Genomic DNA, 16,164 nt, shown 5'->3' on the forward strand with positions numbered 1-16,164 from the left:
TTATGGTTCAAAAGTTACTGAAAATGGTACAAATAAAGCGCCTTTGGCTTTGTCATTTTTGAAAACAAAATATAAATCCTGAAATCCATTGGTAGCCGGAATATTTACTTTATAAGGCTTGGGTGGTTTAGCACCAGAGAAAGCATTAGGGTCGTCGTTTGGCTCAACGAAATCTGTTTTTCCAAGTAGCGGACCTTCTGCCGAACCGATATGCACCTCTACTATTCCACCTTGCGAATTGAGTTGTTGTTTAGGTGCTGCCACTACGAAACTTAGCGTTTTTACGCCTGTCAGGTCGATGTTTTTTACACCTGCATAAGTGTTTGCTCCCATCACAATCAATAGGTTTGTTTCGCCCATTTTAAACTTCATGATATTTTTTGAAGTTTCTTCGGCATTACCTAATAGTAGGGTAGGGTTTTTCAGAATTATCAATTGTTCGGCTGTTTGGGCTGGTAAACCATTGGCGCCTTTATCAGTATAAGTAGCCAGAAGTTTATAAACTCCCTTGTTAGGGTCTCCGCCATCTGGTATCTTAGCCGTTACATTGCCTTTAGGAGGTAATAAGGTTGGCGGGATTTTCTTGTCCGCCAGACTAAGAATGTATTGTATCATCTGATTCGCCTCAGGCAAACCAATATTAGGGTGTGCCGACATCGCTACATCGCCCCAGACACCTGCACCACCTTTAATGATTTTATCTGATAAAATGGCTACTGCATTACTATTCGATTTATACTTTTTGGCAACTTCTATAAAAGCAGGGCCAACCGATTTTTTATCAGGGAAATGGCAGGCTTTACAATCGCTCTTGTCAATCAGGTTTTTTCCGGCAGTGAATGTAACTGGAGCAGCCTGATGCCCTTGTGCTTGCGGCGCATCTTCTGCATCCTGATAAGTAGCTGTGATTTTAACCTTTGAAGCAGGAATACGTTTATCTGCCAAACTACCATCTTCTTTATCAGATACTTTTACCTCATAGCCAATGTCTTTATTCGGAAAGAAGAAAGTTTTATTACCTTCTGTCTGCTCTAAAGAAACTTGTGGAGGCTCGTTTCCAGCCTTTATAATTAACTCTTTGGAGTCTTTTAAGCCTTGGGCATCCGTGACAGTCAGAACGGCCTTATAAGTGCCTAATTTCTTGAATGTATAGCTTGGGTTAGCTTCAGCTAATACAATCGGAGCACCACCAGCCTGAGGCGTTATTTTCCATTCATATTTTAATTCGTCTTTATCAAAATCCTTTGTACCCTCTGATGAAAGTTGTACTGTTAAAGGCAATGCTCCGGCTAGTTTATCTGCTTTGGCTACTACTAATGGCTTACGGTTACCTCCATTGTATTCAATCCGTACGATTTTCGATTCAGGGTTTGCTAAGAACCAGCCTTGTCCGTATTCAATCATATATAAATCGCCATTGGGGCCAAAAGCCATATCAATCGGGTGCTCTAATTTAAGATTGGGTAAGAAACGCTCCATTTTTACGTAATCACCTTGCTCATTCATCGTTACGGCAATAATCCAGTCACGCATCCATTCGTAGATAAATAGCTTATTATTGTAGTAATCGGGGTAGGCTCTTTTAGCATTCTGGAAAAACTCCTTGTGATATACCGGGCCAGCCATTGCACTACGTCCACCTGCGCCTAATAGTGGGAATTTTTTAGAATCAGCAGCTGGGTACCAGATAAAGGCTTTTTGGGCAGGAGGTAATTCTTGTAAACCTGTATTATTTGGCGAGTTATTGATTGGTTTTTCAGCGTTGAATTTCTCTCCCGATTTCATGGTAGCAAAATCAAAATCCCAATAGGCTTTGTTATCGCCAACAAAGTAGGGCCAACCAAAATTACCTGCTTTGCGCGCCTGTCCGAATTCGTCTTCCGCCGCAGGCCCTAAACCTGTTGAGTCTTTACCTGCATCCGGGCCCACATCACCCCAATATAAGAAGCCATTCTTTTTGTCAATTGAAATACGATAAGGGTTTCTATGACCCATTGTATAGATTTCAGGACGGGTTTTGGGCCTACCTTTCGGAAATAGGTTTCCTTCCGGAATGGTATATGTACCATCCGCTTCGGGGTGAATACGGATAATTTTACCCCTTAAATCATTCGTATTAGAGGATGATTTCTGTGCATCATAAGGACTTCTGCCTGGACGTTCATCAATAGGTGCATAACCGTCTGATGCTCTTGGGCTTGTATTGTCTCCGGTAGATAGAAATAAATTACCTGCGCCATCCCAATCAATCGAACCACCTGTATGGCAACATTGGTCTCTTTGTGTAGGAATCTCCAGAATAACTTTTTTAGTGTTTAAATCTAAAGTATTGCCTTTCATTTCGAAGCGGGCTAAGATATTCTTAGGATCACTTCCGGCAGGAGAATAATAAAGATATACCCAATGATTTTTAGCAAAATCAGGATCGATGTTTAATCCTAATAAACCGTCTTCGGCTTCGGGTTGTCCGCCGTCGGCTACATTGTATTTAGTACTTACCGGAATTGAAGCAATAACTGTTGTTTTCTTGGTGACAGGGCTGAACATTTTTACTAAACCATGTCGCTCAATGAAAATTACTCTTTCATCGGGCAAGACGGCCAGTTCCAATGGTTCATTCAGATTTTCTGTCAGAACAACTTTCTGAAAGCGATTTTCTTCGGGTACTTGCGCCAACAGAGAGAGCGGTAGCAGACCCATCAGAAAACTCTTGAATAATGTTTTCATAAGTATGTAAAATAGATTGTAATTAATTAAGGGGTTTTAGTTTTGTCAAAGCAGTTTAGGAAATAAATAATAGGATTTTTTTTATGTTAAAAGTAGTTATACCAATGTGTAAAAACTACACAATATTAGAAAACTTTTTTCATTGTGTATAAAAAACACAAAGATTTTTTTTACTTTTGATTCTCTAACGCAACCAATGATGGATCAAAGACTAACAGAATACCTTGAACGCACCCTGAAAGAAGTGTCTATCGACTGTGTGATTTTTGGGTTTCATGAGGAAGAGTTGAAGGTTTTATTGCTAAAATGGAAAGGCATAGAAGGGTGGAGTTTACCCGGCGGGAGAATTTATTTAGACGAATCTGTGAATGATGCTGCCGTGCGTATTCTGCAAGAGAGAACGGGTTTGAAGGAAATCTTTTTGCAACAGTTCTATACCTTCGGAGGCAACGACAGATATAAAAATATGGATGTTGAAGCCTTGATCAGTAAACTGGAATGGGCATTTGGAGCAGATTTCTATGATGAAAAATACATGAAACGTAATGTGTCGCTCGGATACATGGCTTTAGTAGAATTTGAGCAAGTAGTGGCTACACCTGACTGGTACACGGATGAATGTATGTGGTGTGAAATATCAAATGTGCCCGAATTACTGTTTGACCACAACGAAATGATAGAGATAGCTTTAAAAGCCTTAAGGAGACAGGTAAGTTATCAGCCCATTGGTTATAATCTATTGCCTGAGAAGTTTACTATGCCAGAATTACAACGATTATATGAGACGATTCTTGGTAAACAACTAGACCGCCGGAATTTCCAGAAATTGGTCTTAAGCTATGATATTTTGGAGAAATTGCCCGAAAAGCGTATTGGAGGTGCTTTTAAAGCTCCTTTTCTTTATAGATTTGATAAAGAGAAATATGATAGGGCTATGCAAGACGAGATTTTGTTTGCGATATAAAAGCGAAAGGCCCGATTCAATGTCGAGCCTCTTACTTTATCAGATAGTTTCATACTTACTTTTCCCAATCAAAAGAACGCTTCACGGCTTTTTTCCACCCTTTATAAAGTGTATTGCGCTGTGTCGCCTTCATTTTTGGTTTCCAGGTTTTATCAATTCCCCAGTTTTGTTGCAGATCATCAAAGTTTTGCCAATAACCAACGGCTAAACCTGCTGCATAGGCAGCACCTAAAGCAGTAGTTTCGATCATGGTAGGCCTGATAACGGGTACTTTCAGCATATCTGACTGAAACTGCATCAATAATTCATTCACAACCATCCCACCATCAACCCGTAAAGAACTGATTTCAATGCCTGAATCGCTTTCCATTGCTTCTAATACATCCTTGGTTTGATAAGCAGTTGCTTCCAACACGGCACGAGCAATATGTCCTTTATTGACATACCGTGTGAGACCCGCAATGACTCCTCTCGCTGATGATTTCCAGTAAGGAGCATACAAACCTGAGAAAGCAGGTACCACATAAGCGCCACCATTGTCTTCTACACTTTTGGCTAATTTCTCAATATCTGTACTTTTCTGAATAATGCCTAAGTTATCTCTTAACCATTGTACCAAAGCTCCTGCAATAGCCACTGAGCCTTCTAAAGCATAGTGTACAGGTTGACCGTCAAACTGATAGGCTACCGTTGTCAATAATCCATGTTTCGATGGTACTAATTCAGTGCCTGTATTCATCAACATAAAACAACCTGTTCCATAGGTATTTTTGGCTTCTCCCGGTTGGTAGCAAGTTTGTCCTACTAAGGCAGCTTGTTGGTCGCCTAAGTCTCCGGCTAATGGAATGCCTTGCAAAACTTCGGAGGTAATACTGCCATATACTTTGCTACTTGGCTCTATTTGTGGCAACATCTGCAAAGGGATATTCATGATTTCAGCCAATTCTGCATCCCAGGCCATTGTTTTGAGATTCATTAACTGGGTACGGCTGGCATTGGTTACATCGGTGATATGTAAGCCACCGTTAATGCCCCCAGTCAACTGCCAGATGAGGAAGGTGTCCATATTACCAAAAATGGCTTGTCCTTTTTCTGCATCTTCTCTTACACCCGGCACATTATCTAAAATCCATTTGATTTTCAATCCGCTAAAATAGGTAGCTAATGGTAAACCTGTGCGGTCTTGGAAGAATTGTGAGCCATGGCTTTTCGTAAGTGCTTTTACTGTATCATCTACACGGGTATCCTGCCACACGATGGCATTATAATAGGCTTTGCCTGTGCGTTTATTCCATACAACCGTAGTTTCTCTTTGGTTGGTAATACCACAAGCGGCAATATCATCGGTTTTAATGCTTTTCTCTATACGGGCTTTGGCGATTACTTCTAATGTGTTTTTCCATATTTCTTCCGAATTATGCTCAACCCAACCCGGTTTCGGATAGATCTGTTCATGCTCTTTCTGTCCGACAGAAACGATATTTCCTTTGCGGTCGAAGATAATACAACGGGTACTGGTAGTGCCCTGGTCGATGGATGCAATGTATTTCATAGGATTGAATAGAATGATTTGACACAACAAAGGCAAGATTTTCTCTTGCCTTTGTTTAAATATAAATAGGTTTTATTTGCTGACTTTTGAGCCTAAGAAGCCATACCAGGCGATATATGCAAACATGGCTACTGGTAAAAGCATCGAAGTTGCCATTGAAGTACTATCGGCAATAGCTCCCATAATTGGCGGGAAGGCTGCTCCTCCTACAATACCCATAATGATAAATGAAGAACCTAGTTTGGTATATTTTCCTAAGTCTTTTACACCTAAAGAGAAAATAGTAGGGAAGGTAATACTTTGGAAAAAGAAAAATGCCATAAGCGCATATACAGCAGGTTGTCCTTTTACTTGTGAGGCAACCAATAATGCTAATACGATACCAGTTGAATAAAGGCCCAACAATACATTAGGTTTAACGAATCGCATCAAGAAAGTACCTACAAAGCGACCAATCATAAATACTAACATACCGACAGAAAGTAAACTGGCCGCATCTAATTTAGAAACGCTGATAGCTTCCATTACAAAGTTGATGAATAAACCCCATACGCAGCCTTGTACACCTACATTTAAGAATTGAGCAAATGCGCCAAAGGCAAAATGCTTATGTTTAAATAATGCACTTATGGACTGGCCAAAAGAGGCATTGTCTGTGCCTCTATCTTCTGCATGAGAACTTGCTTCCTGAATTTCAGGCATAGGTGTTCTCAGAAAGAATAAAGCAATAACTAATATGATACCTCCTACAATCAGATAAGGTAATTGCACTGATTTAAAACCTTCTTCTACCGATTGTTTATGCTCACTGAAAACCAGCATTCTACCCACTAATGGTCCGATAATTACACCCAGACCATTGAAAGACTGAGCCAGGTTCAGGCGTCTGTCAGAAGATTCCTGTGGACCTAGAACGGTGGCATAAGGGTTAGCTGCTGTTTCAAGAAATGCAAGTCCACAGGCTAATATGAACAAAGAAACTAAAAAGAATGTCCACGATTGTGCTTCTGTAGCCGGATATACCAGAAATGCTCCGCAAGAATACAATAATAAACCTGCCAGAATCCCTTTTTTATATCCCCATTTTCTCATGAAAATACCTGCCGGAAGTGCTATTAAAAAATAAGCTCCATAAGTAACCACCTGTACCCAGGTAGATTGTGAAATGGTAAGGCTAAGGGTTTCCTGAAAGTGTTTATTGAGGACATCGAGCATACTGATAGCAAAGCCCCATAGAAAGAAAAGACTGGTAACCAGAATAAACGGAACGAGGTAGTTGTTTTGGGTAGCGGTTGTCTTGAAGTTTGGTTTGTCTCCGGAAATAGAAGCCATAGTAGTTTTTTAGGGTTAAAATTGAAATGTATTGGGTAATGAACAGATTTTGTTCAAAAATGATAATTTTTTAAGAAATAATAAGATAATTTTTAAATAAATCTCAGCCTATACCATAATTGAGTGTATTTCAGAATAGAACAATAAAATAGCGAGGCTTAACACCTCGCTATGAATATTTGCATAATAATGATTTGACTTACCCAAGGAACTGTTTTACATAATTACGGGCGGTAAGAATAGCCGTAGTAACATCGTCTATACTGCCTTCATAAGCTTTGTCTTCTACTTCAATCACAACAGGGCCTCTGTAACGTACATCCGTCAGTGCCGCGAAGAAGCCTCGCCAGTTTACATCGCCTAAGCCCGGAAGTTTTGGTGAGTGATATTCTAAAGGATTGGCCAGAATACCAACTCTATCCAGTTTATCGCGATATACTTTTACATCTTTGATATGGATATGATGTAAGCGATTTTTATATTGGTAAATAGGTTTTATTTCATCCATCATCTGAAAGATCATATGTGATGGGTCATAGTTCAATCCGAATAACGGTGTTGGGAAGGTTTCAAACATTACATCCCATACGGCTGGAGAGATCGCCAGATTTTTTCCACCTGGCCATTCGTCATTTGTAAAAAACATCGGACAGTTTTCAATACCTATTTTTATACCTTCCTGCTCGGCCGTTTCGATGATAGGTTTCCAGAGCTTCTTGAATATTTCAAGATTGTCTTTAATATTCTTTTGAGGGTCCCGACCGATGAAAGTATTCATGACCGGTACTCCTAATTTATTACAAGCTCTGATTACTTTTTTGATATGCTCAATATAGAATTCAGACTTTTTAGTATCCGGATCAAGCGGATTTGGGTAGTATCCTAAGCCAGAAATCGTGATGTTTCTTTCGTGGGTATAGTCTTTTATATATGTAATGTGTTTATCGTCCAAATTATCGACATTGATGTGTGAAACACCAGCATAACGGCGAGCATCACCATTATCTTTAGGCCAACACATCATTTCGATACAAGAAAAACCATTTTTAGAAGCAAAATCTACAACGTGTTCGAAGCCGAAATCGGCCAGAATAGCACTTACAAAACCGAGTTTTAACATAATTGTATGAAGGAGGTTGATAATTGAGGCGTAAATTAAGTCTTTTTTGTTCAATCATCGAAAAAAATGCTGACGTTTATGAGGTAGGGTGGGAAGAAAATTTAAATTTTTCGTTTTTTCGACAACCGGATTCAATTATTTCTCGTATATGTAGAAAAGTAGAAACACATGTGAGGAAAAGTTTCTACAAAGCTGGTTTGTTTAATATTTGGCCAAAAAACATGAACAAGAAAAATCGTTGAAATTGATACGTTAGATAAATTTTGACGATTTTCTATAAAAAAGTTTAGAAAACTTTGGTTTTATAAAAACTTATTATATAGTTTTGTTTAACAGTTTAATATAAAAAAATAAACAAGCCATGACAACTCTCGAATTTAACTACGCAATTTCTAAGACCTCGAAGTCTTTAAAACCATTCGCATTCAGATTGACAAAAGATTCAGAGGATGCCAATGACTTATTACAAGATACACTTGTAAAAGCATTTATGAACCGTGATAAGTATACCGATGGTACTAATTTAAAAGCCTGGCTTTATACCATCATGAAGAATACATTTATCACTAATTATCAGAGATTGCTGAGAAAAAATACGTTTATCGATACTACTGATAATTTGCATTTTATTAATAGTACAGATAGCAGTGTTGAAAATAGTGCGTACTCTACTTTTGCTCTCGAAGACATCAATAATGCTGTTGAGACTTTAGACGAAAGCTATAAGCAACCGTTCATGATGCATTTCAGCGGTTTCAAGTATCATGAGATTGCGCAAAAATTAAAAGTGCCGATTGGAACTGTGAAGAATAGAATACATATTGCCAGAAAAGAATTGAAAGAAAAATTACAGGTATATGCCTATTAATACAATTGTATATAAATAATATTATGTCATGGAAATGGTTCATTATGGAACCATAGACAAAGATTTTTTCGAGTCTAGTGGGACTCTGATAAAAAGAGGAAGGTTTTTAAAAGTTATCTGTATTACGGGTAACTTTTTTATTTTATATGAGGAATTATAAATACAAGTGGTTAAGATTCTATGAAATTGCTCAAGAGGATTTCATAGACCCTTAACCACCCCGTCAATTTCCCGACTTTGTCAGGGAAATTGCCTCCCCTCCTTGAAAAGGAGGGGAAAATAAAACAAACATTTCTTATGGAAGAATTTCCTAGATATTCATCCCTCCAGAAACCTCAATTCTTTGGGCATTTATCCATTTGGCTTCTTCAGTACATAAGAAAGCTACTACGCCACCAATATCATCTGGTAAACCTACACGGCCTAAAGCAGTTACACCGGCCACCATTTGATTTACTTGTGCATTATCACGTACTATTCCACCACCAAAGTCGGTTTCGATAGCTCCGGGAGCTACTACATTTGCTGCAATTCCTCGTGAACCTAACTCCTTGGCTAAATATCTGGTTAGTGTTTCAATCGCGCCTTTCATAGAACCATAGGCTGAATAGCCTGGTGTAGAAAAACGTGCTAAACCTGAAGAAATATTAATAATTCTTCCGCCGTCATTTAAAAGTACTAGCGATTTCTGAGTCAGGAAGAATACGCCCTTATAATGAATATTTAAAAGTAAGTCAAATTCTTCTTCTGTCGTTTCTGCAAAGGATGTATGACGGCCAACTCCGGCATTATTAATCAGAAAATCGAAATGTGTAGTGTTGAAAGTATCTTTCAGAACTGATTTTAATTGCCCAAAGAAATTATCGAAGCTCTTAATATCTCCGGTATTCAATTGAAGTGCTACTGCTTTTTGCCCTGCTTTTTCGATTTCGGTTACTACGGCTAATGCTTCTTCTTTTTTAGTATTATAAGTAAGAATTACGTCGATTCCTTTTTCGGCAATTTTCAATGCCATGTTTTTTCCTAAACCTCTGCTACCTCCGGTAACTAAAGCTATTTTACTCGTTGTTGTCATCTTGTTTTGTGTATTAATTTGATGACACAAAGGTATATCAGGCGTCTGGAATGAGTCTTGCAAGTTTCAAACTGTTATTTGCAAAATTCAAATGTGTGAGATTTGTCTTTGTTGAGAGGGTAATCCTATCCTCGATTTTGGCTAGGCTAGGGCTTCTACTTCGCTCAGCCACCGGGCTTGGCGCACCAAAATTGAGCCAATATTTTATATTAGGGAATGCGAGAGGACAACCATTAGCCTGTCAACCGTTGCCTGAGCGGAGTCGAAGGCACAAGGTGGGGCGTGATTTTTGATACACTTGTAACTAAAAACGAAGTAGAAAACTAAATGAAGTTTCTGTAAGCTCAATTGCAAAATTCAAACTAAATAGAGTCCTTATCCAGATTCTCATCAATCATCTCCTGAACTTTTTCTTTGATTGTGTTTTGAACTTTGTCTTTGGCTAGAATGAATGTTGTCAGAATGCCTGCATAAATGAGAAAGATAATAAAATAGCCGAGCCAGGCACTTCTCAACAATATATTAAGGCCAACGGCCATTAGAATACTTAGGAAGATAATAACGGTTATAGAGAGGATAAACAAGAGTAATGCATAAATTGCCTGTACAGCAATTCCTTCTATTTTTTCTTGGAATCCAAGTTTTGTTAATTCAAATTTTGCTTCGATGAGTTTAACAACATTGTCGCGAAACTCTTGTAAATTCAGCAAATCTGCCATAGTATCCTATTGGAGTATTGTTTAGGTGGCAGGTTGTATTCAATACCTGCTTTTGACTGATGCAAGGTAGAGAAAAGCTGGCATCTCACAAAAAACTTAAGAAGATTTTCAGTCTCTGCGAGCAATTTCACAGAGACTGAAAACAAAAATCAGATTTTTGGAGGTAATAATTTATACATTACCGGCGTAACAATACGAGTCAGAATCAAAGACGAAATCAACCCACCAATCATTACTAATGCCAATGGAGAATAGAGTGGTGAATGCTCCAATACCAGAGGAAGTAATCCACCTATAGCTGTTAGCGTAGTTAATACGATTGGGATAAAACGGGTTTCACCAGCTTCTTCAATGGCTTCATTAATGCTTAATCCCTGTTCTTTTCTTAAGTAATTGGTATAGTCAACGAGCAATATGGAGTTTTTGACCTCAATTCCTGCCAAGGCAATAATACCTACAATAGCCGTAAAAGAAAGCGAATAACCAGTAAAGAGTAGTATCAGAATGGCTCCAATCATACCCAATGGAATAACCGATAATACAATAATTGTACTCTTGAAAGTCTTAAATTCAAGAATCAGAATAGCCATGATTCCGAAAACGGTAATCAGGATGATCGTACCTAAGCCGCCGAAAGTTTCTTGTGAACGTTCTACTTCACCAGCCATTTTGATTTCATAACCTTTGGGTAATTTAAGGCTTGCGAGTTTAGCTGTTGCTTCTTTGGTTACATTCGGTGTCAGATAACCATTTTGGATAAAAGCTGTCACGATTGTATAGCGGTCGCGGTCATAGTGATTAATTCTATTGGGCGATGTTTCGAAATTGAGGTTTGCTACCTGCTTTAAAGGTATCAGATTTCCCATCTGGTTTGCTATAAACATTTTCGAGAAAGCATCCATACCTGCATGGTCGCCACGAGGAAGGCTGATATTAATATCTATTTCGTCTTCGTCGTTTTGTTTGTAGGTGCCCATATTAACTCCGGCAATGCCCATTCTCACGGTGCGGTCAATGTCTACTGTCGGAATGCCTAACATTCCGGCTTTGTCTTTATTAATATCCACACGTAAGTCTACATTCTGTGCTGATAGGGGATTGTTTACATACATGGTGCCTTTGGTTTCTTTAAAGAGTTTTTCAACCCGAAACGAAATCGCACGCAATGAATCAAGGTTTTCGCCGAATATTCTCACAGCTAGTGGGGCCTCTACCGGAGGGCCTTGTTCAAACTGAATCACTCTGATTTTGGCACCTGCATATAAGTCAAACTTCTTGCGTAATTCATCAATAAATTCTTCTCTTTCTGGTACTTCCACCTCATCCTGTAACTGTACAAAAATCTGTGCGAAATTAGATTGTGTTCCACCTACTGGTAGAACGTTATAGTAAATACGAGGGTTTGATTTACCTACATTAGAAACATAATTCTTCACCAATTCATGTTTACCCAATTCTTTTTCAACAAAAACGGTTGCCTTATTGGTCTCATTCAGGTTAGTACCTAGTGGCGTATTTATATTAATCAGAAACTGAGGTTTCTCAGAACGTGGGAATACACTTGTACCTACAATCGGAATCAAGGCCAAGCTGCCTAAGAAAATAGCAAAGGCTACTAAGAGGCTGATAACTGGATGTTTTAAGGCTAAGTGTAATACCTTACGATATGAACCTTCAATACCGCGTTTCATTAATCTCAAAACGATATTTTCACCGTGTTCTTCTCTTGGCATTAATTGACTGGCTAGAAAAGGAACGATAGTCAGTGAAACAAATAAGGAGGCGATAATAGTCGTGATAACGGCCATTGGCAAACTACGGATAAAATCTCCGGCTGCTTCTGGCAAGAAAGCGAGCGGTAAAAAGGCAAAGATTAAGGTAGCTGTACAACCTAAAACCGCTAAACCAATTTGTTTGGTAGCTTCAATGGCAGCATCTCTACGCGACATACCTGTACGTAAGAAGCGGGCAATATTTTCAACTACGACTATGGAATCGTCTACCAGAAGCCCTAGGGCAATTACTAGCCCTACCACACTTAACTGATTGATGCCAAAACCTGCTAAATCGAGCATGGTTAGTCCCATTGCTAAAGATAGTGGGATTGAAATCATCACAATAATGGCAGCTCTGAAACCTAACGGAATAAGCGTAATTAATACCAATAGAATGGCTATCCCGAAGTCGCGAGCTAAACCTAATAAACGAGTGGAAACACTCTTAACCTGATCGAAACTTTGCTCGAATTTGATATTTGGCGGAAGACTGGTTTTAAAATTATCTATAATCGGGCGGATTTGCTCTCCGGTTTTAAAGATATTGCTTCCGGCCTTCATGGTAGCCGTGACAAAAACCGCTCGCTTTCCATTCAGTCTGCCTATATAACTTTCTTCTTCATAATCTTTGTTTACCTCTGCAATGTCTTTCAGATAGGTAACGGTTGTGCCTGAGCTACTGACAATGGTATTTTTGATTTCGTCGATACTGGCATAACTCCCCGAAGTTTTTACACTAAACTTTCGGCTCCCGATTTCGATATTCCCTGCCGGAATATTCGCGTTTTCAGACTGGATAGCTCCTAAAACCCGATTGAGCGGAATACGAAGCTGCGCCATTTTATCCAGATTGATAGAAACACGAACCTGTTGTTTCGGGAAAGCCCAGGTTTCGGCACTTTTGATAGATTTTACTTTTAGTAAATTATCTTTCAATGTTTCAGCTTCTTTCTCTAAGTCTTTATAAGGGGTCGTTTCAGACATTAAAGCGCATTGAACAATATTTACACCTTCGGGTGTATATCTGAAAATATCAAGACTATACAAATCTGACGGTAAAGAGCCACGAATGGCGTTGATTTCTCTTACTACCTCATTATATTTTTCTTCGGTATCAGCCGTATGTTGAAACTCTATAACTACACTGGCTACACCCTCGTCAGAGGTTGAAGTTACCTTTTTTATATCGCTGATACCTGAAATTCTGTCTTCGATAGGGTCAACTATTAGCTTTTCCATATCAGCAGGGGATGTACCCGGATATACCACGACAATATTGTTGAAAGTGGCCTTCAAATCCGGGTCTTCGGCTTTGGGCATATTCAACAGAGAGTTGATACCAACGGCTAATACCATTATAAATATAATGATAGTAAACTGGTAGTTTTTAACGGAAAATTCTGCAAGACGCATGGTAATGATGAATTAAGTGTACTGATTTTGCCGCTTAGTAAACAGCTTTTTGCGGCTTATATCTACAATTGACACATTTCTACTAATTAGCTTTAAGAATTAAAGCCAGACAACGTAGCATGAATAGTGATAAAGTATTATTGTTTAATAACTTTGACTTTACTCTTATCACTCAGAAAATTAGCCCCTTTGGAAACAATCTGTGTTCCTTCTACCAGACCTGAAGTAACTGCTACATCATTGCCAAAAATGGCTCCGATACCTATCGGGTTTTTAGTGACTGATTGGTTATCTGCATTCAGTACATAGACAAAAGCAGTAGTATTATCTGCTTCAACTAATGCTTCTACAGGGATTACTAAGGATACTGGCCCTTTACCTGATGAAATCTCAGCTTTGGCAACAAAACCCGAAATCAGTTTTTTGCCATTCGGCTGAATCTGTAATTCGGCTTCAAAAGTACCCGTAGCTGGATTAACTGTCTGGGCTATTTGTGTGATTCGGGCATGGAAAGGCTCGTTTGGATAGGCATCCAGGTACACGCTGGCTATATCTCCCAACTTAGCTTTCACTACATCTTTATCCGCTAAACCAACATTGACTATATATGCAGATTCACCAGTTCCAAGAATAAATACTGGAGAAAATGGGGTAATTAATTCGCCTTGTTCTGAAATCTTGCGGAGGATTCGGCCACTGACAGGCGCATAAATTCTTGATAATTTCTGATTGAACTCTGCTACCTGTACGTTTTGTTTGGCTACATCATAGCCTGTGGTAGCATCTTGCACATTGGTAAGCGTAGTAGCTTCGTCGGCATATAGTTTTTTTACTCGTTCCAAATCTCTTTCCGATTTTTCTAAGCCTAATTTCGCCTGTTTTACCTGTGCATCAATTTCAGATAGGTCTAATTCGGCCAATAATTGCCCTTCTCTTACAAACTGCCCTTCGTTTACATAAACTTTCTGAATCATGCCTCCGGTTTTGAAAGCCAGTTTCATTTCTGATTTGGATGATAATACTCCACTGGCAACGATAGGCTCTGTGAGCGGTTTTATAGTAACAGCCTGTACCTCAACCGGTATAATTTCTTCTGTTTCCTGTTTTGTTTCTTGTTTCTTACCGCAACTCACTACCAGCAAAAACAGGGATGCGTAAATGAGAGGAAATAATTTCGTTTTCATATATAAATCTGTTTATTTCTGATTAAATCGTAATTTTTCTGATGGAAATATTATCTTACTGCGGCAACTTTATCTAACATGGCTTTTTTCAATAGGATGTCATATTTAGACAAAGACTCCTGCAATTGGGCGGTTATCACTTCATTCTGTGCTCTTAAGTATTCTACCAGAATTGCTTGTCCGTTACGGTAGCGGCTATCAACTACTTTAAAATATTTTTCAGCTTTTACTGTTCCGTCTTTGGCTGATGGCAAAGTCTTTTGAGCAGCTTCTAACTCAAAATACGCTTGTGAAACCTGTAATTGAATCTGTTTTTGTACCTCTTCCAGCTTAGTTTCTAAGATACTTTTCTGGATTTTTGCTTGCTGAATCTTCGATTTTTTTTCATATCCATGAAACACATCCCACGTTAATCCGAGTTGACCGATGATATAAGCCTGATTTTTGAAAGTATAGCCATTGCCCTGGAAACCTGTAGTTCCACCTAAAAATACCTGTGGTCTCATGGAGTTCATTTCCTGTAATTTGATAGCCGAAGCACTGGCTTGAATATTCGCTTTTAACTGACTAATTTCCTGACGGTTAGCAATAGACTGTTGGCGTATATCAGTCACATTTACTTTAGTGTCGGCATCCAAAAAAACTGTATCGGCGATAATATCTGTATTGAAATCGCGATTCATTAAGAAATTCAGGTAGGCTTGGGCGGTGTAGCGATTCTTGTCCATCACTGCTACTTGCTGGTCAAGCTTGCTTACTTCATACTCAGCCGAGTAAATCACATCTTTGGTAGCTACGTTATTATTGACCAGTTTTTCATTCAGTTTCACGAAATCGCTCAACACTATACGAGAGGCTGAGAATATCTTCTGCGCTTCTAGTGTTTGCAGGTATTGCAGGTAGGCAATGGTAATATTATAGCGAACTTCGTTTTCAACAATCCTTTTTTTCGCTTCCTGGGCTGTCATCAGATCTCGTTGGATAAGCAGGTTGTAGCGAATGTCCGTATTATAAATTGGATATTGGAAACTGAACTTGGTATCATGAAAGTTATTAGGAGCTAATAATTCATTCACATTCTCTACCTGAGGAAAATTGCTCGAATTCGTAAGCTTATTAAGCGTAGAGTATACCGGATTCAATAAATCGCCTACAGGGAAAGATAAGCGACGACCACCTGCCGCCACTGTATAAGTAGGCGCAAAGGTGATTTTAGGAGAAAAATTGGCCTTGGCCTGTTTGATGCTCTCTTGGGCTTTTTCTATTTCTAAACCTTCTTGTTGAAGTGCCAGGTTATTCTTCAATCCCTCCTGAATATATGATTCAAGAACAGGTGAAGAAACCTGAGAAAAAGCAATGATAGGGGAGAGTGCTAAGAGTAAAAAGAGTTTTTTCATATTTCACTGACGCTTTTTCAATTAATGAACAGTGTTAA

General features: G+C 38.9%; 11 protein-coding genes. 2 read left to right on the top strand and 9 right to left on the bottom strand.

The genetic code is table 11. The features are described 5' to 3' along the window. Entirely contained in the window at window positions 1-2,727 is a 2,727-nt protein-coding gene (locus tag ACYVFA_RS03765) for a PQQ-dependent sugar dehydrogenase (RefSeq protein ID WP_460470458.1), read from the bottom strand. Between the two features lie 199 nt (window positions 2,728-2,926). On the opposite strand from ACYVFA_RS03765, the gene ACYVFA_RS03770 reads away from it, so the two are divergent. Continuing rightward, the gene (locus ACYVFA_RS03770) at window positions 2,927-3,691 is read left to right on the top strand and encodes an NUDIX hydrolase (protein ID WP_460470505.1); all 765 of its coding nucleotides are present in this window, start codon (window positions 2,927-2,929) and stop codon (window positions 3,689-3,691) included. Window positions 3,692-3,746: 55 nt separating this feature from the next. On the opposite strand, the gene glpK is transcribed toward ACYVFA_RS03770, so the two are convergent. The 3 genes from glpK to ACYVFA_RS03785 form a co-directional block, all read right to left on the bottom strand. After that, on the bottom strand, window positions 3,747-5,243 hold the full coding sequence (gene glpK / locus ACYVFA_RS03775) for an FGGY family carbohydrate kinase (RefSeq protein WP_460470459.1): 1,497 nt from the start codon (window positions 5,241-5,243) through the stop codon (window positions 3,747-3,749). Window positions 5,244-5,315: 72 nt separating this feature from the next. Beyond that, window positions 5,316-6,575, bottom strand: a complete 1,260-nt coding sequence (gene fucP, locus ACYVFA_RS03780) for a sugar MFS transporter (RefSeq protein WP_460470460.1) — start codon at window positions 6,573-6,575, stop codon at window positions 5,316-5,318. Window positions 6,576-6,774: 199 nt separating this feature from the next. After that, entirely contained in the window at window positions 6,775-7,695 is a 921-nt protein-coding gene (locus ACYVFA_RS03785; RefSeq protein ID WP_460470461.1) for a sugar phosphate isomerase/epimerase family protein, read from the bottom strand. A gap of 361 nt (window positions 7,696-8,056) precedes the next feature. Here ACYVFA_RS03785 and ACYVFA_RS03790 point away from each other — a divergent pair, with 361 nt between their 5' ends. Beyond that, the gene (locus ACYVFA_RS03790) at window positions 8,057-8,563 is read left to right on the top strand and encodes an RNA polymerase sigma factor (RefSeq protein ID WP_460470462.1); all 507 of its coding nucleotides are present in this window, start codon (window positions 8,057-8,059) and stop codon (window positions 8,561-8,563) included. A gap of 310 nt (window positions 8,564-8,873) precedes the next feature. Here ACYVFA_RS03790 and ACYVFA_RS03795 read toward each other — a convergent pair whose 3' ends face one another. From ACYVFA_RS03795 to ACYVFA_RS03815, 5 genes are all read right to left on the bottom strand, one after another. Further along, on the bottom strand, window positions 8,874-9,638 hold the full coding sequence (locus tag ACYVFA_RS03795) for an SDR family NAD(P)-dependent oxidoreductase (RefSeq protein ID WP_460470463.1): 765 nt from the start codon (window positions 9,636-9,638) through the stop codon (window positions 8,874-8,876). Window positions 9,639-10,000: 362 nt separating this feature from the next. After that, window positions 10,001-10,357: a phage holin family protein gene (locus ACYVFA_RS03800; RefSeq protein ID WP_460470464.1), complete on the bottom strand. Its 357-nt coding sequence runs from the start codon at window positions 10,355-10,357 to the stop codon at window positions 10,001-10,003. A gap of 149 nt (window positions 10,358-10,506) precedes the next feature. Continuing rightward, on the bottom strand, window positions 10,507-13,545 hold the full coding sequence (locus ACYVFA_RS03805) for an efflux RND transporter permease subunit (protein ID WP_460470465.1): 3,039 nt from the start codon (window positions 13,543-13,545) through the stop codon (window positions 10,507-10,509). Window positions 13,546-13,682: 137 nt separating this feature from the next. Continuing rightward, window positions 13,683-14,729, bottom strand: coding sequence for an efflux RND transporter periplasmic adaptor subunit (locus tag ACYVFA_RS03810; protein ID WP_460470466.1), 1,047 nt, complete (start codon window positions 14,727-14,729; stop codon window positions 13,683-13,685). Window positions 14,730-14,779: 50 nt separating this feature from the next. Continuing rightward, window positions 14,780-16,126, bottom strand: coding sequence for a TolC family protein (locus ACYVFA_RS03815; RefSeq protein ID WP_460470467.1), 1,347 nt, complete (start codon window positions 16,124-16,126; stop codon window positions 14,780-14,782). Window positions 16,127-16,164 lie beyond the last annotated feature (38 nt).

It is taken from the genome of Emticicia fontis (assembly GCF_054779675.1).

Excerpts from the sequence above, each read along its gene's own strand:
- ACYVFA_RS03765 (WP_460470458.1), bottom strand. The coding sequence starts at position 2,727 with ATGAAAACATTATTCAAGAGTTTTCTGATGGGTCTGCTACCGCTCTCT.
- ACYVFA_RS03770 (WP_460470505.1), top strand. The coding sequence starts at position 2,927 with ATGGATCAAAGACTAACAGAATACCTTGAACGCACCCTGAAAGAAGTG.
- glpK (WP_460470459.1), bottom strand. The coding sequence starts at position 5,243 with ATGAAATACATTGCATCCATCGACCAGGGCACTACCAGTACCCGTTGT.
- fucP (WP_460470460.1), bottom strand. The coding sequence starts at position 6,575 with ATGGCTTCTATTTCCGGAGACAAACCAAACTTCAAGACAACCGCTACC.
- ACYVFA_RS03785 (WP_460470461.1), bottom strand. The coding sequence starts at position 7,695 with ATGTTAAAACTCGGTTTTGTAAGTGCTATTCTGGCCGATTTCGGCTTC.
- ACYVFA_RS03790 (WP_460470462.1), top strand. The coding sequence starts at position 8,057 with ATGACAACTCTCGAATTTAACTACGCAATTTCTAAGACCTCGAAGTCT.
- ACYVFA_RS03795 (WP_460470463.1), bottom strand. The coding sequence starts at position 9,638 with ATGACAACAACGAGTAAAATAGCTTTAGTTACCGGAGGTAGCAGAGGT.
- ACYVFA_RS03800 (WP_460470464.1), bottom strand. The coding sequence starts at position 10,357 with ATGGCAGATTTGCTGAATTTACAAGAGTTTCGCGACAATGTTGTTAAA.
- ACYVFA_RS03805 (WP_460470465.1), bottom strand. The coding sequence starts at position 13,545 with ATGCGTCTTGCAGAATTTTCCGTTAAAAACTACCAGTTTACTATCATT.
- ACYVFA_RS03810 (WP_460470466.1), bottom strand. The coding sequence starts at position 14,729 with ATGAAAACGAAATTATTTCCTCTCATTTACGCATCCCTGTTTTTGCTG.
- ACYVFA_RS03815 (WP_460470467.1), bottom strand. The coding sequence starts at position 16,126 with ATGAAAAAACTCTTTTTACTCTTAGCACTCTCCCCTATCATTGCTTTT.